Here is a 21367-nt window from a genome sequence, read left to right as displayed (position 1 = left end):
TCATCACATGGCGAATTCATTTTTTCGTTTCAAACAATTTACGGTTCACCAGGAAGACTGTGCCATGAAAGTATGCACGGACGCGTGTTTGCAGGGAGCGTATACCGCTTCGTCTATACCGGCAGCATCGCGGATCCTGGATATTGGTACAGGCACAGGTTTACTGAGCCTGATGCTGGCACAGCGTTTCGATTCTGCATCCATTACTGCGATAGAACTGGATGAAGGAGCGGCGGCACAGGCAGCACGCAATTTTGCAGCGGCTCCATGGGCAGGTAATATGAATGTAGTGAGAGGGGATGCCAGGGAATTGTCATTAGAAGAAAAATATGACCTCATCATCACCAATCCGCCATTTTACGAAGCAGATTTAAAAAGTCCCGACCGGTTAAAGAACCAGGCAATGCATGCCACCACACTTAATTATGCCGAACTGTTAGATGTGATAGATCAGCATTTGTCAGCAGACGGTGTTTTCTCTATATTATTGCCCTATACGCCTTTTGCCACTTTTGAAGTATTAGCCACACAGAAAGGATTTTTCCCACACAGCGTACTACATGTAAAGCAAAGCGTGCAACACGACAAATTCCGTACGATCGCCATTTTCGGACGATCGCCGGTGCCCCGTAAAGAGGAAACGATGTCAATCAGGGAAGCGGGGAATGAATATACTTCAGCATTTAAAATATTGTTACAGCCTTATTATTTGTATTTATAAATTTTAGTTTCAAATCACAGCATGGAAGGTTTAAATCAGATCTTTTGGGGGAATACTTTGTATGCCTACATCGTCGCTTTGGGCGTTATCGTAATTGGATTGGTTGTCCTGCGAGTTATCAAAAGTATCGTACTACACAGGTTAAGAAAATGGGCGGAGACTACTGTCAATACAGTAGATGACTTTATTATCAGCGTGATAGATCGTGCGATAATGCCGGCATTGTATATCTCGGTGATTTATGGGGGTATTCACTATCTCACATTGCCGGAAAAATTAGCGAATGCATTGCGGAGCGTGCTGGTATTAGTCAATACCTTCTTTGTACTGCGGGTGTTGACGATGGTGATCGAATATTCACTGATTTCTTACCTGAAGAAGCGGCATTATGCGGATCCTAAGCGGAGCGAGGTGAAGGGGGTATTGATGATCATCAACCTGGTTTTGTGGTGTATCGCGATCGTGTTCCTGCTGGACAATTTCGGTTATAATGTGACGACCATTATCACGAGCTTAGGTATTGGTGGTGTGGCTATCGCTTTGGCTTCACAGAATATCCTGAGTGATTTGTTTTGCTATTTCGTCATTTTCTTTGACAGGCCTTTTGAAATCGGGGATGCGATCCTGGTGGGCGATAAGAGCGGTACAGTGATGGAGATAGGTGTCAAGACAACCAGGATCCGGAGCACGAGCGGGGAGGAGATGATCTTTTCCAACAAGGCGCTGACGGATTCACGTATTCACAACTTCAAGAGAATGGAGAAGCGCAGGATTGCGTTTGTGCTGGATGTGGTGTATGAAACGCCGGCGGAAGTGATAGAGGAGATCCCGGGATTACTGAAGACGATCATTACAGCGCAGGAAGGGCTTGCATTTGACAGGGCGCATTTTGCGAGTTATGGTTCTTATAGCCTGAAGTTTGAGGTAGTGTATAATGTGCTGACGAGTGATTACAATAAGTATATGGATATACAGCAGGCGATCAATTTTGCGATTTTCAGGGAGTTTGCCAATAGGAATATACAGTTTGCTTATCCTACGCAGACGATTTTCAATGCAAATAACCAGCAGTAATTTCATGAATAAGGGGGAAAACATTTTTGCCCATAGTAAAACAATGAAAACCGCTATGGCGCTTATGTTTCAGCTTTGCTTTCCCCTTGAGTTGAATTAGTTAAAACGGCATTAAATAAATGAGTGCTGGTAAAAAGAGCTTGTATCAAAAGTAAAATTTGCAGGGTTTTATCAGGATCCTTTCCTGATAAGAGAATTAATTTTTTAATTCCCAATGCCTGTAAATTACTTTTGATACAACCTTTTTTTATTTCGATACATAATCTTCCAGGTAAGCGAAGCGCTCCGTAAGGGCCCCATTTGCGGCAATCGTCGCGTTTTGAATGACGATGCTTTCAGCCTTCAATAAATCATCGAATACATACTTCATCAACTGGTCTCCAAAGTACTGCGAGGCATCGCGCGGCAGTTCGTTGGGCAGGTTGCTCACGCACATCATATCCACGGTATCCTGCTGGTAGGGAGCGGTTTGCTCTCTTGTATGGCGGTTTACGCCGTATACAGGGTCTTCGATAGTGGAATCGCCGATGTTGCAGGGTACGGAGCCATGTTTATCATCAGTAATATCTGCAATCACTTTAATCCTGAAATTATTCTTTGCCAGGTCAGCCCAGGTGAAGAGGGGTGGAATGCGTTCATCCCAATATACCCCGTTCATAAGGATGTCCGAGGCTGTTACATAAGGCAGGAAGCGGCAGTCGTATTGATCAGGGTGGGTATGGAAGTCTTCCCGGCTATAGGTTTTATCTGATTTTCTCAGATAGAGTTCACCGGCTTTGAGCTGGGTGTATACGGGATATGTATAGGTATTGATCAGGAATTCTTCCGGGGGCAGGTATTTGATACCCAGTAGTCCCATTACTTCCAGGGTACCTGCGGCGACTCTTCCTGAACCGGTGATCACAATTTTCAACGGGGGCAGTTTGGCTCCAAAATAGTGATTGATCAGTTCTTTGAAGTCATGGCAGGCATATACAGGGACGAGCGAAAAAGTACCTGTTTTACGGCCATAGGCAAGCAGGCCATTGTGTGCGCCGACTACACCTGCAAAGAAGCCGAAGCCCAGGATGCGTTGTCCGTCGGGGTGCACCAGGCATTCGTAGTCAATGAGGTTGATTTTCCTTTCCAGGATGGTCTGGAGCATTTGCCGGTTTTGTTCCTGTTTTTTTCGTGTATGAGAAAAGAACAAATAGGTTTTACCTGGCAGGAGTTTTTCTGCGGGTACCTCTTTAATACCGAGCAGGATCTGGCAATGCGACAGGTCTTCCGACAGGGTAATACCGGCTCTCTCATATTCTTCATCTTTAAAGCAGCGCCATGGGGAGGGCTGAACGATGATGGTAACCTGGGGGTAGTGACGTGCAATCCATTGACATTGTGATGGGGTAAAGGCGACGCGATTATCGTGGGGCTGTTTTTCTTCCCGGATCAGTGCGATGTATAACATACTGGCGATTTGGTGTATAATCAAATATCGGAAAAAATAGTTGGTGTATCATGTTGAATTTAATTGAGCAGGTAGCGGGCATTACAGGTAAAAAGGAGCATTCAGAAGATCCGCTTCCATCCTGATGAGTTAAATAGTGGCATATGGTTTGGATTTTCTCTTCAAAAAAATCCATGGAACAAAGCAAGGATAACAAGGTCATTCCCATGACCTCTGTGGATAGTGGAAGGTTGAGGGAAATCGCCCCTGATGTCGCTTATTATACCAACCAGATCGTCAACCTGATCATGATCGGAGCGCCTGGTGGTCCATGGGTATTGGTAGATGCCGGTATGCCTCATTGCGGTAAGGAGATCATTGCAGCGGCGGAGGAGCGTTTTGGCAGGGGGCGCAAGCCGCAGGCCATCATACTGACTCATGGCCATTTTGATCATGTAGGCAGTATCATCAGCCTTGTCAGCTACTGGCAGGTTCCCGTGTATGCACATCCCCTGGAATTTCCTTTTCTGACGGGGGCACAGGCTTACCCGGAGCCGGATAATACAGTAGAAGGAGGCTTACTGGCAAAGATTTCATTTGTATATCCAAATGAGCCGATAGATATCAGTGAAGTACTGCAGCCGCTACCGGCAAATGGCCAGGTGCCACATCTACCCGAATGGAATTGGGTCTTTGTACCCGGGCATTCACCGGGGCAGGTGGCGCTGTTCCGACATTCAGACGGTATATTGATAGCCGCGGATGCATTTGTAACGGTGAAGCAGGATTCTTTTTACAAGGTAATGATACAGGAAGAGGAGGTATGTGGGCCCCCGGTGTACTTAACGACCGACTGGCAGGCGGCATTTGAATCCGTAAAGAAACTGGCAGACCTAAGGCCACAGGTAGCGATCACAGGTCACGGCACAGCTATGGGCGCTGATAAACTAACAAATGGATTGCAGGCGCTGGTAAGTTTGTGGGATGACCTGGCTTTACCGTCACATGGCAGGTGGGTGGAAAAAAGTTAACGTTCATTTCTTTGGTTCTTGCATAGAGGTAACAGGTGAGAAGGGCATCTTCAGTATTGAAGATGCCCTTTCTTTTTTTTAGTTTAAATGGTAGGTTGGCCGCCTGTAACAGGAACAGTGGCACCTGATACATAACTTGCTTCCTGGGAAGCGAGCATTACATACACGGGTGCCAGTTCTGCAGGTTGACCAGCACGTTTCATGGGTGTGTTTTTACCAAATTCAGCCGTCTGTTCCGGTGAGAAACTCGCCGGTATGAGCGGTGTCCAGATAGGCCCCGGGGCCACGCAATTGACCCTGATCCCCTTTTCACCCCAGAGCTGGGCCAGCGTAGCGGTAAAGTTCTGGATGGCAGCTTTGGTCACCGTGTAGGGTAATAGAATCGGCTTAGGTGTATACGCGTTGACAGACGTTGTATTGACAACACTGCTGCCCGGTTTCAAATGCGGCTCGGCAGCTTTGAGGATGTAGAACATGGCATGCACATTTGTTTTGAAGGTGAGATCCCATTCATCGCTGGGTATATCCTGCAGTGACTCATGAGTAACCTGGAAGGCAGCGTTGTTCACGATGATGTCGATACTACCAAATTCTTTGAGCGCTTTGTCTACTATCTGTTTACAATGTTCTTCACTACTGATGTCACCAGGCACCAGCACTGCCTTTTGACCAGCCTGTTCTACATACTTAGCCGTTTCTTTTGCATCTTCTTCTTCATTCAGATAAGAGATGAGTACATCAGCACCTTCCCGGGCAAATGCAATAGCTACAGCCTTGCCTATACCTGAATCAGCACCGGTAATAATGGCTTTGCGGCCCGCGAGTTTGCCACTGCCTTTGTAAGAATCTTCGCCGTGATCAGGTTTGGGTTGCATGTCCTGTTCGGAGCCTGGGAGTGATTGTTCCTGTGGGGTAAAACCGGATGGATGTTTATCAACCGGATTTTGTAAGGATGTTGTATTAGCCATATCAATATCATTTTAATAGCTTGTTGTGATACGAACATTATGCCATTGCTGCCGGGCCTTGATTTAGGTGATTTTTTTCAATATGAAAATTATATAATAACTACCCACTAGTTGGTATTTTTACGTGGCTGTCAGGCCCTTTAAAAAAGTATAGCTAAATTTAACCTGTGAACCCCGGTTATAGCCCCATAAATAAGTCTTTATGCCTTATAAATACGATGTATTCATCTCCTATAAGCGAGGAGGAACCAAGGAGCGTTGGGTGAATGAGAACTTCCTGCCTCTCTTTAAGGAATACCTTGGTGACAGCTTTGCTGAAGCGGGATTGGATGATCCCCGGATTTTCCAGGATACCAGTGAGCTGGTAGATGGAGAGGATTTTACAGAAGCGCTTGTAAGTAATGTGGCGCAATCAAAATGTATGGTTGCGATTATTTCACCGCCTTACCTGGTGCGGTCTAAGTGGTGTATGTATGAATTTATGTCTATGCGTTACCGGGAGGAGGCATTGGAGCTGGAGCTGGGGCCTAACAGGGTACCGCGATCGTTGATATGGCCCATATTGCTGCAGGAGATGGATCCTTACCCACCTATTATCCGTTCTATCCAGTTGGCGAACTATACAAAATATAACGTAATTGGAGCGGGCTTCCTTAACTCAGAAGATTATGTTTCTTTTCAGCGGGAGCTGAGGAAGGATGTAAAGACGGTGACGAATATTGTGAAGAATATTCCGGCGTGGAAGAGAGAGTGGGATACGAGTGAATGGTCTGAGGTGGTGAAGCAAAGGCTGACTGATTATTTTACCGCACATACAGCTCCACAACAACAATTAATTTCCTGGTAATGGATCGGCAAAAAAGCGCATACCCTACAGGTAGGGTAGTTACATTTTATTCCTACAAGGGTGGGGTAGGCAGGTCTATGTCTATGGCAAATGTGGGCGTGATATTGGCAGATTGGGGGTATAAGGTGTTGTTGATAGATTGGGATCTGGAGGCCCCTGGCCTGGAGAATTTCTTTAGTAATTATATTAAGGATCTGAAGGGTGTTCGCCTGCAGAAGGGTTTGATTGACTTGCTGAATATGCGCATGGACAATACGTCTTCGGGAGAGCTGGCCTGGACAGAATTTATCCAGCCGCTGACGATTGGAGACCATCAGAACCTGCACTTGCTCACTGCCGGAAAGCGGGATGACAATTATGTAAATAATGTAAGGAAGTTTGATTATTCCAGCTTCTATAATAACTATGATGGTGGGCAGTACCTGGAGGACATCAGGGATTACTGGATCCGGGAATATGATTTTGTGTTGATTGACAGCAGGACTGGATTAACGGATAGCAGTGGCATCTGTTCTATCATGATGCCTGATATTTTGTTGTTGCTGTTTACGCCGAATGAGCAGAGTTTTAATGGGATAAAGGAAGTATATGGGAAGGCGGTGGCGGCGAGATCGAAGATTATCTATGAGCGGTTTAACCTGCATGCGATCCCCGTTCCAAGCAGGATAGAAAATGCAGAAACAGGCCTGCAGGATGAGTGGATCGGGCGGATAGCGCGGGAGTCCGCAGACATCCTGACCTGGTTGCCGGTAAAGGATAAACAGCTGTTAGTAGATCCTTTGCAGTTCATAGAGAAGATAAAGCTACCATACAGGACTTTGTATGCATATGGGGAGCGCTTGCCTGCGAAGGAGAGAGGGGTGAATGATCCGCAGGATATTGGCTATGTGTATGAGACCATTGCGGCGATTGTAGCGAATGATTTGCAGTATGTAGAGGTGTTGATGCAGGCGAGGGATGCGTATGTGAAGGTGGCAAAAGGAGAAATGCAGATTTCATTGCCCGGGAATATAGCTTCAGAAACGGGACGGGTGTACGAGGTGACGGAAAAGAGTACAGATGCCAGTCAGGTGAACTACAAGGGCTATGTTAATATTAAAACAAGGCCTGCTCTTACCGAACCTGTAAAGCATAGTAGCTCCCGCTGGAAGTACCTTGCAGGCGGGGTAGCAGGCTTGCTGCTGGTGATGGTTTCATTCTTTTTCTTTATGCCGCAAAAGAAATTAATCGTGGAAGGTGCAGCGCCCATTGCAGATAATAATGCGGAGACAGTTTACAATAAATTCATCGCTGACTATACCTCTTCCGACAGCACCTACGATCTTAATTTTAACCTCTCCAGTCTGCAGCATTACTACGACCTGGACACGGCTTTGCAAAACCGTCCTCAAATTCAAGCTATCCGCAGCACTATCGAACAAAATATTGCTTACTATTTCAAGGATCAAATTAAAAAATTTTACGCCGATTTAAGAAGTCAAAAAGTCAATGCGCTTACTTACTTTGACGACAATATCTCCGCTTATGGTGACTTCCGCAATCTCAGTCTGCAGGCGTTAAGCAATAAATTCGACTCCTTATCTTTCGTGAAAAAGATTACGAATCAACCGGGGGTGGACAGCGCTGTATTTTACAGCAACAAAGATGGTTTCGTTCTCTCGCTGAGCACACGGGGTAATTTCTACCTTGACCGCTGGAACATTTATCCGGAGTCAAAAGACTCCCTCTCATTCATCTTCTCAAAGAACCAGCGCATCAACAGTATTATTTACTTAAAACGTGGCAGCACTGATGCCGGTACAGCTGTTGCCTTCCCTATCAAATATCGCATTGATCTCTTTATCTGCAAGGAGTTTAATCCCAAACTTACTTACAGCATCGGCAATGACCTGAGAGGATTGAACAAATACCAGGTTGTGAACAGGGGCTATACAGTGCCCTCGGATACTGCAAATCCTTACTATATAAAATCAAACGAAATCAGGTATAACGGGGATGATGAACTGGCGGTGGCTAAAGACCTTCAGAAAATACTTTCAAAGTATGGCACTGCGTGCAAACTTACATATGCCCGTACCAAGACCCCTGGCATCGTCAGCGCATTGATCTGCTACTAGCATATTACCCCGATATTATTATTGCAATTATACTATCAATATACACACCACATGAGCATCTCCAAAATCAAAGTCAAAGGCGAACCTCTTCCCCTTACCGCGAATATTGAACCCGCTGGTTCCCTGCTGCAATTGACTGAAAGTTATAGTCTGAACGGGCCAGTGAGAGGGTTTTCTGTTGCCCGCGAAATTACCCTGAGCGGGAATAACCTGGTAGAATTAATCTTTGATGATGGCACCACCTGGATGGGCAATGCAGACTCGCTGGAAGAAATATTTCCGGAGGTGGTGCTCCGGGGGAATGCGGATCCGGAGACCCTGGAAATTCCGCTTACGCTTCGTGGTGGGGAGACTGAACGGGGTGTGGTGACAGATATTGCGCTTAAGTTTTTGAATATTTTTGTTAAGAAGGCAGTTAATTATACGGTCAGGCAACTTGCTGAGGATCTGGAAAACAAGGCGCTGGAGATGGCACCGGATCTTTACCGGGTAGACAGGGAATTTAAACTTCGAAAATTTACCGGTACGCAAACAGATAAGCCTTATCTCTTATTCCTGCATGGTACCTGTTCTTCTACCAATGGGTCTTTTGATAAATTACTGAATACGCCTGCCTGGAATCATATTGTACAAACCTATGGTTCCAATATCTTAGGTTTTCAGCACCGTTCATTGACGGAAAGTCCGCTTGAAAATATTGCGCTATTAGCGAAGCTATTACCGCAGGAGGCAACGCTGCATATCATCAGTCATTCCCGTGGTGGTTTACTGGGAGACATTCTTTCCCGGTTTTGTACAGATAATGAATTGTACAATGGTTTCTCTGACCAGGAAATCGATTCGCTGCAAAAAAACGGGCATACTAAGGATGTAGAGAGCATCAAGGCGATCAAAGCATCTTTGAAGAACAAGCGGATCACTATCAAAAAATTTATCCGCATTGCCTGTCCGGCGCATGGTACTACGCTGGCATCTAAAAGACTTGAATATTTTCTCAATATCAGTTATAACCTCATTGCCTATAGCACAGGGATCGCTGCCAACCCGGTGGTAGTGGCTATCAAGAACCTGATTGCTGCGGTCGTAGATACCAAGAACAATATAGACGTGTTGCCGGGTATTGAGGCCATGAATCCAGAGTCGGCATTTATCACTGTACTCAACAGCCGGGACACCAAAACAGTGATCTCCCAACAACTTGCCGTCATAGCAGGAAACAGCAGGTCGAAGGTGAATTTGAAAGGGCTGCTCATCCTGGCCAGCAAGTTCTTTTATGCAGGTAAAAATGACCTGGTGGTAGATACAAGTTCTATGTACCTGGGTGCAAAGCGTGCGAATCCCCTGCAATTCTTCTTTTATGAAGGAACGGATATTGACCACTTCGAATACTTCTGTAATAGCAATACCAACAAGGCTATACTGTACGCTTTGCAGGCCAGGGAAAATATGACCATACCGGGCTTTAGTACCTGGACCGAGGAGATGGCCTACCAGGACAGGCAGGCAGTATTCAACCTGGACGGTGGTGAAGTGGCATATAGCAACGTATCAGGCAGCAAGCCTATTCTGTTGCTGATACCAGGTATCATGGGTTCCACCCTGCATGAAAACGGGCAAGCACTCTGGATTCAATATTGGCGGTTCCTGAAAGGGCAGCTCACGCACATGAGTATTGATAAAAGTGGTATCACTGCTCCGGGCCTGATTGCGACTTCCTATAAGGAAATCTGTCTTGCTTTTGCAGCTACTCATGATGTAGTCACCTTTGCATATGACTGGCGGCGTTCATTGAAGGATACGGCAGCATTGCTGAAAGATAAGATCGAAGCATTACTGGCTTACAGGCAGCCTGTCAAAATCGTTGCCCATTCAATGGGGGGCGTATTGACGAGGGACTTTATCCTTTATCATCCCGAGGTATGGGCAAAGCTCAATGCATCTCCCAAATTCAGGCTGATTTTTTTAGGGGCGCCTTTAGGTGGTTCTTTCCGTATTCCGGCGGTACTTTTTGGTATGGACCCCATCATCCGGAAATTGAAAATGATCGACCACTTTAACAGCAAGAAGGATCTGGTGGCGATGTTTGCCCGTTTCCCGGGTATCCTGAGCCTATTGCCCTTGTCCAGGGCCACTCCTTACGACTTTGCAGATATCAGCACCTGGAAGGCCATGCGGAATGCCCTGGGTAATGAAAGCTGGCCATTGCCAACAGAGGTCGATCTGAAAGCCTTTGGCGAATACCGGGATAAGGTGCTGGACAATATGGAAGGAATCGATTATAGCAACATTGTATACATCGCGGGCAGACATAAGGAGACCACTTCAGACTATCGTATTGAGCAGAAAAACAGGGGGCCGGAACTGGTTTTCCTGGCGAATAAACCTGGTGATCAGAGTGTGACATGGGAGAGTGGAATTCCACAGAGAATGATTGCCCTGAATGCGGTGTATTATGTAAATGTTGTCCATGGTGAGCTGGCGAACGATCACTCTTTATTCAGCGGGATAGCGGACATCCTGGAACATGGGTATACCAATTTGCTGAGCCGGAACAGACCGGTGGTGAGGGGTGTAACTGCTGGTACCGTGTCTGAGTTCAGTGATTTTGATACTTCGGAGAAAGGTGTGTTTAAGACATTACTTGGATTGGACACAACTGACACCATCCGGAGCAATGAAAATCCATTACAGGTAACGGTGACCCAGGGGGATTTGAAATATGCGCAATATCCATTACTGGCCGGGCATTTTGACGGAGACGGGATTCTCAATGCAGAGAATGCGATTGACATCAACCTGAAAGGTGCGCTGGTGCAAAGGCATAAATTAGGCTTGTACCCGGGGGAGATCGGTACCACAGAGGTACTGGTATCCGGGCAGGAAGATTTTAAAGGTGCGATCATTGTCGGCCTCGGAAAGTTTGGCGGACTTACAGCTTTTCAACTTACGCAAACCGTAGAGCAGGGTATTTCAAAGTACCTGATTAACCTGAATAGTAAGTTGCCGCTGAAAAATTATGCATCGCAGCCCAACTTAAATGGTATTTCATCATTGATCATTGGTTGTGGTTATGGCGGGCTCACGGTTGGCAATTCTATACGTGCCATTTTGCAGGCGGTGACGAATGCCAATACCAAGGTCAGGCAGCTGTTTAACGGCGATGCAAAGCTGATTGAAAAGGTGGAGTTCTTAGAGCAATACGAAGATCGCGCATTAAATGGATTTTATAACCTGAACAATATCCAGAAGGAGGAAAGTAAGACAATCAATATAGACGTAAGCCGGAAGATCAATAAAACACTGGGCTCACGCTTACGGCTACCTGTAGAAACAGTGGATGAGTGGTGGAATCGTATTACAGTGAGACTGGTAGCAAATGAAAAGATCAGGCACCTGAGTTTTAGTGCGTCAACGGGTGGGGCCAGGGAGGAGCAGCGTGAGTTGTATACCAGCAATGAGATCATAGAGAAATTGTTGGAAGAGATCTCTACGCATAATCAATGGAAGTCATCCTTAGCGAAGACGGTTTTTGAGTTATTGATACCCAATGATTTCAAAGAGCAATTGAAGAAGCAGTGGAACATCAACTGGATCCTGGATAAATTTACGGCGGGGTATCCATGGGAATTGCTGCAGGACAGTGTTTCGGATGCGCGGCCTTTTTGTATCAATGCGGGCATGATCCGGCAGTTGGCAACAGAAGATTACAGGGTGAAGATTAATAATGTAGTAAAGGATACAGCGTGTGTCATTTCAGCGCCAGATTTGGGTGGATACCTGGCGCCATTACCTGGTGCTTTGGCGGAGGGGCAGCATGTAGCGCAGATCCTGGTGGACAATAATTTTGAGACCTTGCATGTGGAGAATGGAAATGCGGCGACTATCATTGAAACGCTTTTTAAAGACGATTATAAGATCCTGCACCTGGCGGGACATGGCATGTATGATCCGGCATGTCCGCAGAGTTCGGGTATGGTGATTGGCAAGGAGGTCTACCTGACGACTTTTGATATCCAGCAGATGAGTGGAGTACCGGAACTGGTGTTTATCAATTGTTGTTACCTGGGTAAGATGAATGGGGTGGATGATCGTTTTTTCAGGCAGCGGTATAAGCTGGCGGCGAACCTGGGTACACAGATGATAGAGAATGGGGTGAAGGTGGCGATAGTGGCAGGATGGGCGGTGGACGATGAGGCGGCGGCAGCCTTTACGAAGGAGTTTTATGAGCGGATGTTTGCGGGAGATACCTTTGGAGAGGCCGTCAGAAAGGCCAGAGAGCTGATTTATAATAATTTTCACCACCGGAGTAATACATGGGGGGCATATCAGTGTTATGGAGATCCTTTTTACAGGTTGCGTATCCGGGCAGAGAAGGAGACGGAAGTGCATTATGAGTTTTTGATAGCACAGGAGGCGGAGCTGGTATTGCGGAATATGCTGAATGATATGGAGAACGGGGATTATACAGAGGTAGACTACCTGGCGAGACTGGATGCGATTGGGGCGGCGGTAGATAAGGCAGACCTGCGGACGGCGATGATTACGGAGCTGGAGGCAATGGCGTATGCGGAGTTGTATGACTATGGGATGGCGGTGGTTAAGTTTGAAGCTATAAAGGAGCTGAAGCATGGGTCATTGTCGTTTGAAGGGATGGAGCGGTATTGTAATGTGAGGAGCAAACAATTATTACTGGATTATGGTAATGCGCCTTCGGCGGCGTGTGCAAAAGAGCTGGACCATATCATCAGGGATGTGAAAAGTCTGCTGACCCTGGGAGAGACGGGGCATCGGTATGCATTGATCGGGAGTGCGAACAAGCGGAAGTCCATGGTGACGCATGTGTATGATAAGAAGGTGGTGGCATATAAGGAAGCAGGTCTGCATTATTTCAAGGCGGATGGGATGGCGAACAATAACTATGAGACGTATACATATGTAAGTTATCATACGCTGTTTTATATTTTGATTTTGTTGGGAGAGTATAAGTGGGGGGAGAAGATAGTGTTTGAAAGAGGGGCCTGGGAGTTGGTGTTGCCATCGGATAAGGAATGTTTGGTGGCGGGTTTGAAAGAGCGGTTGTCGATGGTGAATACGCAGGCGAATGATGGGGATTACTGGAAGTTTGTAGGGATCGCGAATTTGCATTTGTGCATATTGTTTGTGAGTTATACCGAGGCAGAGGGAGACAGGTTGTTCAATGAAGTGTTGGAAGCTTATTTGAAGCGCTGGGCGAAGGCGGGATCGAAAGGAAGGCGGATGGCGGAGATAGAGCACCTGGATTTTTTGGTGGATGCGGTGGCTTTTGTGATTGAGTATACGAAGGGGAAGAAGGGGAATGTGGTGAAGCAGCTGGAGGGGCTGAAGAGGAGTATTGTGCAGTTGAGGGGGCGCTTATTAAAGGAAATTTAAACAATGAGTTTTATTGCAAAATTAATCAGGTTGTCAGGCATCGTGATGCTGATATTGGGAGGCGTATTTATTAGGATGGCAGTGAAGGCTCCTAAGGAGTATCCTCTTTCATTTGTTTTTTACGGTGCATGTCTTGCGGGCACCGGTATCTTTTTGTGGCGAAGGGCGAGGCGCTGGATGAAAGCGATAGCCGCGAAGGAAATGAGTATTGATATGCGGGCACCGATCCTTTATTTACGGGCGTTTGAAGACGAGCGGAAAAGCGGGAAGCCTTTATTACATTGGATATTGATTGTATTGGGATTGATCGTATCTCCTGTACCGCAGGATTTAAAAACGGAGGAGGAGCACCTGGCAGGCATCTTTAAATATGCAGGGCCCTTTATTTGTATAGGGAGACCCAGGGAGAAATTACCACCATTAGGTGCGTTGCGGTTTTACTTTGGCGATGATTGGAGAGAGCAAATTTTAGCTTTGTGTAATCGTGCAAAATTGATAGTGTTGCGTGGGCACGCATTGAATGATGAGAAGAAGCAGGAAGGTTTCAGGTATGAGCTTGAAATGGTGTGGAGGGAAATAGATCCTCGTAAGCTGGTGTACATATTGCCAGTAAGGCAGAAGGATGTAGACAGCTTTTTGAGTTTGTTAAGCGGGATTACGAAGAAGGAAATGCCGCTTGTGCAGGTGAGTGGAAGTGCGGATCGCTTTAGTGGGATCTTATTTATCAATGAGCATGGGGAGTTTCAGTTCCAGGAGATGAAAAAGCAGTATTACAGGTTTGGAAATGTGTTAAGCATAAAGTTGAAGAAGACCTTTGCAGCAGCCGGGATAGACCTGGATAATGGATTGTTTGAAAAGCCGTTGTTAGTAAAGCAATGGTACGCATTCCTGATTGATTTTATGATAGTGTTTGGATGTAGTATCCTGTTCTATGGAATCCATTTTATTTGGAATGGAAAGGCATATTCGTTGAGCGTTATTTTGTGGTTGATGCCGCTGGTTTACATTTTTTATTGTGGAATAATGGACTTCACGCCATCAGCGGCGACGTTTGGGAAGCGGTATTATAAAATAGTTGTTTTAGATAAGGAGCGAATTAAAATGAATATCCAGCAGGTATTGAGCAGGTGTGCAATGCGGATGTTTTCCGTCTTTTTATTTCCACTTGATTTTTTGTTGATGTATTTGTATGGGGCGCATGTGCATGATATAATTGCAGGTACCAGAGAGTTTCAGAGAATGCAATGATAAAATAAAGCGTTATGAAAAATCTATTCTGGGTAAAGATTGTCAGGGTGATCGGTTTGTTGCTAATTGCGGTGGGTGGTGGATCGATGAGTATAGAAATTGCGGGGTTTATAGAGGGATTTACAATTCAGTGGTTTTGAGAATTTTCCTTTTATTCGATTAGTGTTTGCAGCCTGTATTGCGGGGATTGGGTTTTCTCTGTATAGATATGCAAAAAAGAATTGAAAGGCCTGGCATTGAAGAAATTGAATGCTGACCGAAGGGCAGCGGTATTGTATTTGAGAGCGTTTTTGGGGAAATGCTAATGATCTTTTTTTATTTTTGTGGGATGAAGCGTTTACATACAGCAGGATTGATCGTAGTAAAAGACAGGAAATTATTATTGGCTTTTAGTAAGAATAAACGGGCGTGGTATTTGCCTGGCGGGAAGATAGATGCGGGGGAGACGGCGTTAGCGGCGGTGCGGAGAGAGGTGCAGGAGGAGTTGAATATATTGATCCCGGAGGAGGAGTTGGTGTGGTATTATCATATTACGGCACCGGCGTTTGGGGAGGTGGATTTGATGATGGAGCAGGATTGTTTTTTGCATGAATTGAGGCAGGAGGTGGTGCCATCGGCGGAGATCGGGGAAGTGAGGTATTTTGATATGGAGATGTATAGTAGGGAGGAGGCGCAGGTACCTGGGGTGTTGATAGCGTTTGAGCGATTGAGGGAGGATGGTTTGGTGTGAAGGGATCTGGGGCCGGTGTGGGGATCTGGGCCGGAGCGGTGCTCCGGCGGGCTGCACCAGGTGAATTTATCTTGAAATCGTTAATTTTTGTCCTCTTCTTTCAATCACCAACTCCGGGGCCACATCAGCCTTCAGGCTGATCGATATCGCTATACAAGCTAATAAAAGAAGACTTTTTAATTCCATCATTCAGCGTTATTGGTAAGTTTGAGAAACGATATCAATTGCCTCGGCTCCAAAATATCCATAGGCACCATTTGAAATATTAGAAGGCGGGTTCGATGGGGTGGTGGCAGAAGCCCCGCTATTCGCCTGCAGCACATTGAAATAATTGTACACGTTCCTGTCAACACTCGCCAGTACCACCGTCACATAATCTCTCTTCCTGATATACGCACTATCCATATACAGCTCTTGCGCTATCATATTTCCATCCGTCAGCCTGTCATCCAGTGCATAAAATGCCTTATAGGGTACATTATTCACCAGCAAGGTAAATACGTAATAATTCGTCTCATATGCGGGGTCCGAAAAGGTGACCTGTGGCAGGATCCTTACCTGGTTGAGGATCCTGGTTTGTACGAAATCCAGCTGTTGGATGCCTACAAAAGGCGGCATAGTAGACCTGGCTGTATATTCCTCTCCATCCACCTTCACCGTTAGGATGTAAGTATGGCCCACCTGTCCATAGAGATTATTAGACGCATAATAACCATCTGCGCCGGTATAGGTATAATGATACAACCTGTCGGCAGTACTGTCCAGCACAGTCACCGTAGCATTGACCACAGGTGGATATTCATTATTTGCATCAAAATCAACTGTCTTATTTATCCTGATATAATAGGGCGTGACCGAATTGCTCACCACCCCCTGGATCACTATTTTGGGCTCAGTAGAACGAAGATTTACATCCAGCGTCTTTGTACAGGCAGACAGGAACAGGATCATGAGCACACATGTAAAGATCGGTTTCATACTAGAATGCAAAATTATAGGTGATAGAAGGTACCCAGCGGAAAAGAGCTGTCTGCTGAGCAATGGTACGATTACTGTTGGCCGGATCATTCTTGAATTCTATAAAATACGGATTTTGTTTTCCATAAGCATTATATACAGAGAAATTCCAATCGCTATTCCATTTTTTACCCTTCCTGCCTGCTATTGTAACGCCTACATCTAAGCGATGATAAGCCGGCATGCGGTACCCGTTTCTCTCTGTATACAGAAATACTGTGGCCCCATTGATTTCATACTTTCCACTTGGGTAAGTCACCGCGTTGCCTGTATTGTACACCCAATTAGCCGAAAGGGTCACCTTCTTATTCAACTGGTACATGGATACGATGGCAAGATTATGCGTTTGGTCCTGGTGTGCAGGATACCAGTCCCCTCCATTGATTTTATCTATCTGGCGCTCCGTACGTGATAGTGTGTAGCTTACCCAGCCTGTAAGTCTGCCTGTTTTTTTCTTCAGGAAAAGTTCCAGGCCATAAGCCCTGCCTTTTCCATACAACAGTTGAGACTCTACATAATTATTGATTGATAAAGCTGCCCCGTCTTTGAAATCAATCTGGTGCTGTAATTGTTTATAGTAAATTTCTGATGAAAACTCATAACGCCCCTGGCTAAGATCACGGTAGTAGCCCAGTGAGACCTGGTCGGCTATTTCCGGTTGTACATTGGGGCTACTCAGGATCCAGAGATCAGTTGGTTGCGTAGAAGCAGAGTTCGTGATCAGGTGTATATTTTGCGTGTTGCGGGAATAGGCAATTTTCAGAGAACTGATGCTGTCCAGCTGGTAACTTGCTGATGCACGGGGTTCCAGGTTGATATAGGTGTTTACCAGTTCTGCGGTTTTATAGCTTGTAGAATCAACAGGATCCCCTTCCTCATTGTAATTATAGTATTCGCCAGGACCGAATACATTAAAGACAGATAAACGCAGACCATAGTTAATTTTTAACCTGCTGAGACTAAATTCATGGTTGATATAGGCTGCGCTTTCCAGTGCATATTTCTTATCCAGGATCTGGGAATTGTAAGCGGAATTCTTGCTGGCATCTACCAAACCGGGGTTGAGTGTATGGTGGGTGGATGTAATACCGAAGTTTATCCTGTCATCGTTGGACATGAAGTAGGTAAAGTCTTCCTTGAGGGTAAAGTCCCTGATGGTAGACTCCATCTTTGTATTACTGGCATTGTCCGCGATCTCTATGTGGTGATTATAATCGCTATAGGAGAGCGTGGTGTTGGAAAACAAATGACTGTTGAAATTGTGATTCAAGCGGAAAGTACCGGTTGTATTACCATAGTATAATGCAAAGTCATCTGATATTTTCAGGTTATCTCTTCCATTGTAAAATGAAAGAAAAATGCGGTTGTGATCATCCAGGTTATAACTGAGCTTCGCGTTGACATCGTAGAAATAAAGGTTGGAATTTTTGACATCTTCGCTGGAAGAAAGTTTTAAAAATATATCCGCATAGCTGCGGCGGGCGCTGATCATAAATGAGGATTTGTCTTTAACGATGGGACCTTCCAGGTTTAAGTGAGAGGCGATGAGGCCGAGGCCACCGCTACCATGAAATTCCTGGTTGTTGCCGTCTCTGGTCCTGATATCTACTACAGAAGAAAGACGACCACCGAATTGTGAGGGCATTGCCCCTTTATAGATTGTAAGGTCTTTGATGGCATCCGAGTTAAAAGTTGAGAAGAATCCTAAGAGGTGAGTGGCATTATATACAGGCACTTCATCGAGCAGCAACAGGTTTTCGTCAATGTTGCCACCACGTACATAGAAGCCACCGCTGCCTTCGCCGGTGGTTTTAACACCGGGGAGTAACTGGATGGTTTTGATGATATCCTTTTCTCCGAGGAATACCGGCACATTTGCAATTTCCGCAGTGCTGAGTTTTTCGGTACCCATCTGGGCGGTCGACAACCTGTTTTTTGAGGACTGAGATGTAATCACCACTTCCGAAAGCATGCCGCTGGAGGGATTCAGGGAGATGTTGCGAACGAGATCTTTGTTTAGTGTAATGGATAAGGTATCCTGCTGGTATCCTGTGTAACTAATCACCAGGGTATAGGCACCTTCAGGCACCACGATCGTATAGAATCCATAGTTGTTGCTGGTGCTGCTGTACTTTGATTGTGTCAGGACATGTATGGAAGCGCCGATCAGGGTTTCACCTGTGGTCTTATCACGAATGATGCCGCTGATGGTGTACTTATGCTGGGCCAGGGCTTTAATACTTGTTATTGAAGAAATGAACAAGGCCAGGACAGCAATTCTTATATGCATATGATAGGTACAGTTTTCAGGTATGGAAGTTGCCGGGTAGTGTAGCAATATAATCTTCAGATTGTATAAGGAATGTTAAAATTGCAGGCACCGGCAAATGAAAGAGGTTGTATTAAAAGTAAAATTTCCGGGGATTAACCCGGAACCCTGGTGGAGGGTATTTTCTTTCATTAAATTCTACATGCCACCAGGTTACTTTTGATACAACCTCTTCAATTAATTCGCTACGTTTATCATCCTCCGATTAAAACGCCGCCGATCAGGATAGGAGCTGGTTCTCCGCTTGCTAAAATCTGGAGCAATGTGATTGGGTCTGGATTCATAGTTTTTACATTTTGGTTTTATAAAAATTCAAATTCGCGTTGTTGCCACTGTGCAGCTCAAGGCCTTTGATTACGCCGTTTTTATCACGGAGTGCCATCAGGTGGGCCAGGAAGTCGTATCCTGTAAACAGGTGTTCTGTACCTGCCAGGGTTATTTCTACCGGCTCATGGTACTTATCGTGGATCCATAGTTTATCATTCCTGAGGGAGATAATAAACCAGGCCTCCACCTCGTCTGACCAATACCTGCCGGTGTATTTAGCGAGCAGGGTAGGGCTGAGGGCTACCTCTTTTATTTTCTCTGATTCAAGTGCTTGAGTCAGTACGGGACTTACTAAGCTCACGCTATGGTTGGTGAAAGTATATTTAACGGCAGGGCGGGCGACCAGGTGGAAGATGTTTTCGGCTTCCGGTGCCAATTCTGCACTCCCGTTTAAGTAGAGTTTTTCGTCTTTATATGTGATGGTGACTTTGTAACCATTGGCGGCTACATAGGTGCCACTTAGTTTACTTAGTTGGTCCGGGTGTTTAATCTGAATGGTCGGGTATTCAGGTGCATCTTTCTTTTCACTATGATCTGGTATGAGCAGGGCAGCTAACTGGTTTAGTTTGTTGGATATGTCTCCATCGCCGCCATTGCCGAAGATGAAGAAGCCAAGCTTGTATTCGGGATAGATCATGATGAGCGTTCTATAACCTGCCAGGCCACCGTTGTGAATGAATCTTTGGTTACGGCGATCGGGCAGGATGTCTATTCCCATGGCATAGGTGATGTTTGAGCTATCATTCAGTTTTCCGGGAGTAGTCATCAGCGTGATATCCTGCGTGGTACCAGCCCTGGGATGTGACTGCAGAAAATTAGCTGCCCATCTGGCCATGTCATTGACACTGGTAAAGAGGCCGCCGTCACCAAGTGTATAAACGTTTTGAAGGGCGTTCTTACCATTTTCGTAAGACAATGCCCTGTTTGGGATTAAGGTAGCAGGATCGTCCACAAATGCAGTAGCATTCATGCCCAGTGGTTTAAAGATCGCGGAGTCTGCATAGGCGGCCAGGGTTTTCCCGGTGACGGCTTTGATGATCTCAGCGAGGAGGACATAGTTACTGTTTGAATAGGAGAATTTCTCTCCGGGTGTGAAATTCAGCGTGCGTTGTTTTTGAAGCAGTCGAATGGCCTGATCTTCGGTAAGCATGCCATTGAGGCCTAAACCATAGATGTCAGAAAGCCAGATATCATCGCGGATGCCGCTGGTATGATGAAGGAGGTGGCGGACACTGATTTGTTGGCCCCCGAAGTCACTGAGCCAGGGTAGATAAGTTTGGATCTTTTCATCCAGGTTGATCCTGCCTTCATTTACCAGCATAGCGATGGCATAGCCGGTAAATTGTTTGGAGACGGAGCACATGTAGAATACCGTGGATGGAGTAATCGGGGTGTTGGTTTCCAGGTTGGCCAGGCCAAAGCCTTTGGCGTAAATCAATTGGGTATCGCGAATGATGCCTGCCGCGCAACCGGGAGCGGAGCTGGTGTTCCATTTGGAAAGGAGTTGATCTATCCGGGCGATAGTGGTGTCGGGTAAGGATTGGGATAGCGCTTTGGGTGACAAGAGCAGGAGGCTGAGGAGAAGGGTAATGGTGGGTCTGTGTGTCATGGAGGAGAATGTTATTGGCGGTGGGGCTAATGTAATGGAATTTGGGAGCTAAAACAAAAAAGCCTGTATAATTTGAGGAGGGCAGAATAGGAGGTTGTATCAAAAGTAATTGAATGGCCTTTAGCATTCAATAAAATAAAATATAATTGTCTCCATCAGGGATCCGGATTAAAAGCCCAGGATTTCACTTTTGATACAACCTCTTTGTTCTTAGCTAATTAATATTTATTCTGGCCTGGAGCATAAGGTCTGGCCGACTTGGACCCGGTAGCTTTTTTCATTTGTCCCGGAGGTACTTTACCACTATTACCAGCAGTGCTGGTAGTTGTATAACAGGACGAAAAGGTAATTACAGCAAACAGTGCCAATACAAGTTGAAGGTGTTTCATATGGTTGAATTATTATTTATCCCCGAACGATTTCAGGGACGAATTTAGAATAATAGTTTGATATTGACTGCTATGTCCTGGGGCCTCCACCTGTTTTCCCGGAATTAAAAGGGGGATCTAAACTA

The 21367-nt window shown here is 45.8% G+C and carries 15 protein-coding genes; 9 read left to right on the top strand and 6 right to left on the bottom strand.

What is annotated here, in order from left to right; translation table 11 throughout:
- The first annotated feature begins 7 nt into the window (after positions 1-7).
- Positions 8-721: a tRNA1(Val) (adenine(37)-N6)-methyltransferase gene (locus DXN04_RS28440; RefSeq protein ID WP_158569202.1), complete on the top strand. Its 714-nt coding sequence runs from the start codon at positions 8-10 to the stop codon at positions 719-721.
- Positions 722-742: 21 nt separating this feature from the next.
- A complete protein-coding gene (locus DXN04_RS28435) occupies positions 743-1795 on the top strand; it encodes a mechanosensitive ion channel family protein (protein ID WP_116856802.1) in 1053 nt (350 codons plus the stop codon).
- A 247-nt stretch (positions 1796-2042) separates the two neighbouring features.
- On the opposite strand, the gene DXN04_RS28430 is transcribed toward DXN04_RS28435, so the two are convergent.
- On the bottom strand, positions 2043-3242 hold the full coding sequence (locus DXN04_RS28430) for an NAD(P)-dependent oxidoreductase (RefSeq protein ID WP_116856801.1): 1200 nt from the start codon (positions 3240-3242) through the stop codon (positions 2043-2045).
- Positions 3243-3415: 173 nt separating this feature from the next.
- Between DXN04_RS28430 and DXN04_RS28425 the strand changes: the two genes are divergently transcribed.
- Complete coding sequence (locus DXN04_RS28425) at positions 3416-4252, top strand: MBL fold metallo-hydrolase (RefSeq protein ID WP_116856800.1); 837 nt, start codon at positions 3416-3418, stop codon at positions 4250-4252.
- A gap of 83 nt (positions 4253-4335) precedes the next feature.
- Here DXN04_RS28425 and DXN04_RS28420 read toward each other — a convergent pair whose 3' ends face one another.
- Positions 4336-5220, bottom strand: coding sequence for an SDR family oxidoreductase (locus tag DXN04_RS28420; RefSeq protein WP_116856799.1), 885 nt, complete (start codon positions 5218-5220; stop codon positions 4336-4338).
- A gap of 202 nt (positions 5221-5422) precedes the next feature.
- On the opposite strand from DXN04_RS28420, the gene DXN04_RS28415 reads away from it, so the two are divergent.
- The 6 genes from DXN04_RS28415 (at position 5423) to DXN04_RS28395 (ending at position 15571) form a co-directional block, all read left to right on the top strand.
- Positions 5423-6067 (top strand): toll/interleukin-1 receptor domain-containing protein, encoded by a 645-nt coding sequence (locus tag DXN04_RS28415; protein WP_116856798.1) that lies wholly within the window; start codon positions 5423-5425, stop codon positions 6065-6067.
- Positions 6067-8184: a tyrosine-protein kinase family protein gene (locus DXN04_RS28410; protein ID WP_116856797.1), complete on the top strand. Its 2118-nt coding sequence runs from the start codon at positions 6067-6069 to the stop codon at positions 8182-8184. Before DXN04_RS28415 ends, DXN04_RS28410 begins: the two co-directional genes overlap by 1 nt.
- A 51-nt stretch (positions 8185-8235) precedes the next feature.
- Positions 8236-13593: a DUF7379 domain-containing protein gene (locus tag DXN04_RS28405; RefSeq protein WP_116856796.1), complete on the top strand. Its 5358-nt coding sequence runs from the start codon at positions 8236-8238 to the stop codon at positions 13591-13593.
- Between the two features lie 3 nt (positions 13594-13596).
- Positions 13597-14841, top strand: a complete 1245-nt coding sequence (locus tag DXN04_RS28400) for an RDD family protein (protein WP_116856795.1) — start codon at positions 13597-13599, stop codon at positions 14839-14841.
- A 14-nt stretch (positions 14842-14855) separates the two neighbouring features.
- Positions 14856-14981: a hypothetical protein gene (locus DXN04_RS35660; protein ID WP_262512545.1), complete on the top strand. Its 126-nt coding sequence runs from the start codon at positions 14856-14858 to the stop codon at positions 14979-14981.
- 188 nt (positions 14982-15169) lie between these two features.
- Positions 15170-15571, top strand: a complete 402-nt coding sequence (locus DXN04_RS28395; RefSeq protein WP_116856853.1) for an NUDIX hydrolase — start codon at positions 15170-15172, stop codon at positions 15569-15571.
- A 195-nt stretch (positions 15572-15766) separates the two neighbouring features.
- On the opposite strand, the gene DXN04_RS28390 is transcribed toward DXN04_RS28395, so the two are convergent.
- The 4 genes from DXN04_RS28390 to DXN04_RS35285 form a co-directional block, all read right to left on the bottom strand.
- A complete protein-coding gene (locus DXN04_RS28390) occupies positions 15767-16549 on the bottom strand; it encodes a DUF4249 family protein (RefSeq protein WP_158569200.1) in 783 nt (260 codons plus the stop codon).
- A 1-nt stretch (position 16550) separates the two neighbouring features.
- Positions 16551-18878, bottom strand: coding sequence for a TonB-dependent receptor (locus tag DXN04_RS28385; RefSeq protein WP_116856852.1), 2328 nt, complete (start codon positions 18876-18878; stop codon positions 16551-16553).
- A gap of 328 nt (positions 18879-19206) precedes the next feature.
- Positions 19207-20853, bottom strand: coding sequence for a serine hydrolase domain-containing protein (locus tag DXN04_RS28380; RefSeq protein WP_116856793.1), 1647 nt, complete (start codon positions 20851-20853; stop codon positions 19207-19209).
- Between the two features lie 218 nt (positions 20854-21071).
- A complete protein-coding gene (locus tag DXN04_RS35285; protein ID WP_199415156.1) occupies positions 21072-21242 on the bottom strand; it encodes a hypothetical protein in 171 nt (56 codons plus the stop codon).
- Positions 21243-21367: the final 125 nt, after the last annotated feature.

The sequence above is a fragment of the Chitinophaga silvisoli genome, assembly GCF_003412465.1.
Taxonomy (GTDB): domain Bacteria; phylum Bacteroidota; class Bacteroidia; order Chitinophagales; family Chitinophagaceae; genus Chitinophaga; species Chitinophaga silvisoli.
The sequence above is the reverse complement of the archived record's forward strand: the minus strand, read 5'-3'. Positions and strand labels throughout refer to the sequence as shown.

Coding starts and splice junctions, on each gene's coding strand:
- DXN04_RS28440 (WP_158569202.1), top strand. CDS start 8: ATGGCGAATTCATTTTTTCGTTTCAAACAATTTACGGTTCACCAGGAA.
- DXN04_RS28435 (WP_116856802.1), top strand. CDS start 743: ATGGAAGGTTTAAATCAGATCTTTTGGGGGAATACTTTGTATGCCTAC.
- DXN04_RS28430 (WP_116856801.1), bottom strand. CDS start 3,242: ATGTTATACATCGCACTGATCCGGGAAGAAAAACAGCCCCACGATAAT.
- DXN04_RS28425 (WP_116856800.1), top strand. CDS start 3,416: ATGGAACAAAGCAAGGATAACAAGGTCATTCCCATGACCTCTGTGGAT.
- DXN04_RS28420 (WP_116856799.1), bottom strand. CDS start 5,220: ATGGCTAATACAACATCCTTACAAAATCCGGTTGATAAACATCCATCC.
- DXN04_RS28415 (WP_116856798.1), top strand. CDS start 5,423: ATGCCTTATAAATACGATGTATTCATCTCCTATAAGCGAGGAGGAACC.
- DXN04_RS28410 (WP_116856797.1), top strand. CDS start 6,067: ATGGATCGGCAAAAAAGCGCATACCCTACAGGTAGGGTAGTTACATTT.
- DXN04_RS28405 (WP_116856796.1), top strand. CDS start 8,236: ATGAGCATCTCCAAAATCAAAGTCAAAGGCGAACCTCTTCCCCTTACC.
- DXN04_RS28400 (WP_116856795.1), top strand. CDS start 13,597: ATGAGTTTTATTGCAAAATTAATCAGGTTGTCAGGCATCGTGATGCTG.
- DXN04_RS35660 (WP_262512545.1), top strand. CDS start 14,856: ATGAAAAATCTATTCTGGGTAAAGATTGTCAGGGTGATCGGTTTGTTG.
- DXN04_RS28395 (WP_116856853.1), top strand. CDS start 15,170: ATGAAGCGTTTACATACAGCAGGATTGATCGTAGTAAAAGACAGGAAA.
- DXN04_RS28390 (WP_158569200.1), bottom strand. CDS start 16,549: ATGAAACCGATCTTTACATGTGTGCTCATGATCCTGTTCCTGTCTGCC.
- DXN04_RS28385 (WP_116856852.1), bottom strand. CDS start 18,878: ATGCATATAAGAATTGCTGTCCTGGCCTTGTTCATTTCTTCAATAACA.
- DXN04_RS28380 (WP_116856793.1), bottom strand. CDS start 20,853: ATGACACACAGACCCACCATTACCCTTCTCCTCAGCCTCCTGCTCTTG.
- DXN04_RS35285 (WP_199415156.1), bottom strand. CDS start 21,242: ATGAAACACCTTCAACTTGTATTGGCACTGTTTGCTGTAATTACCTTT.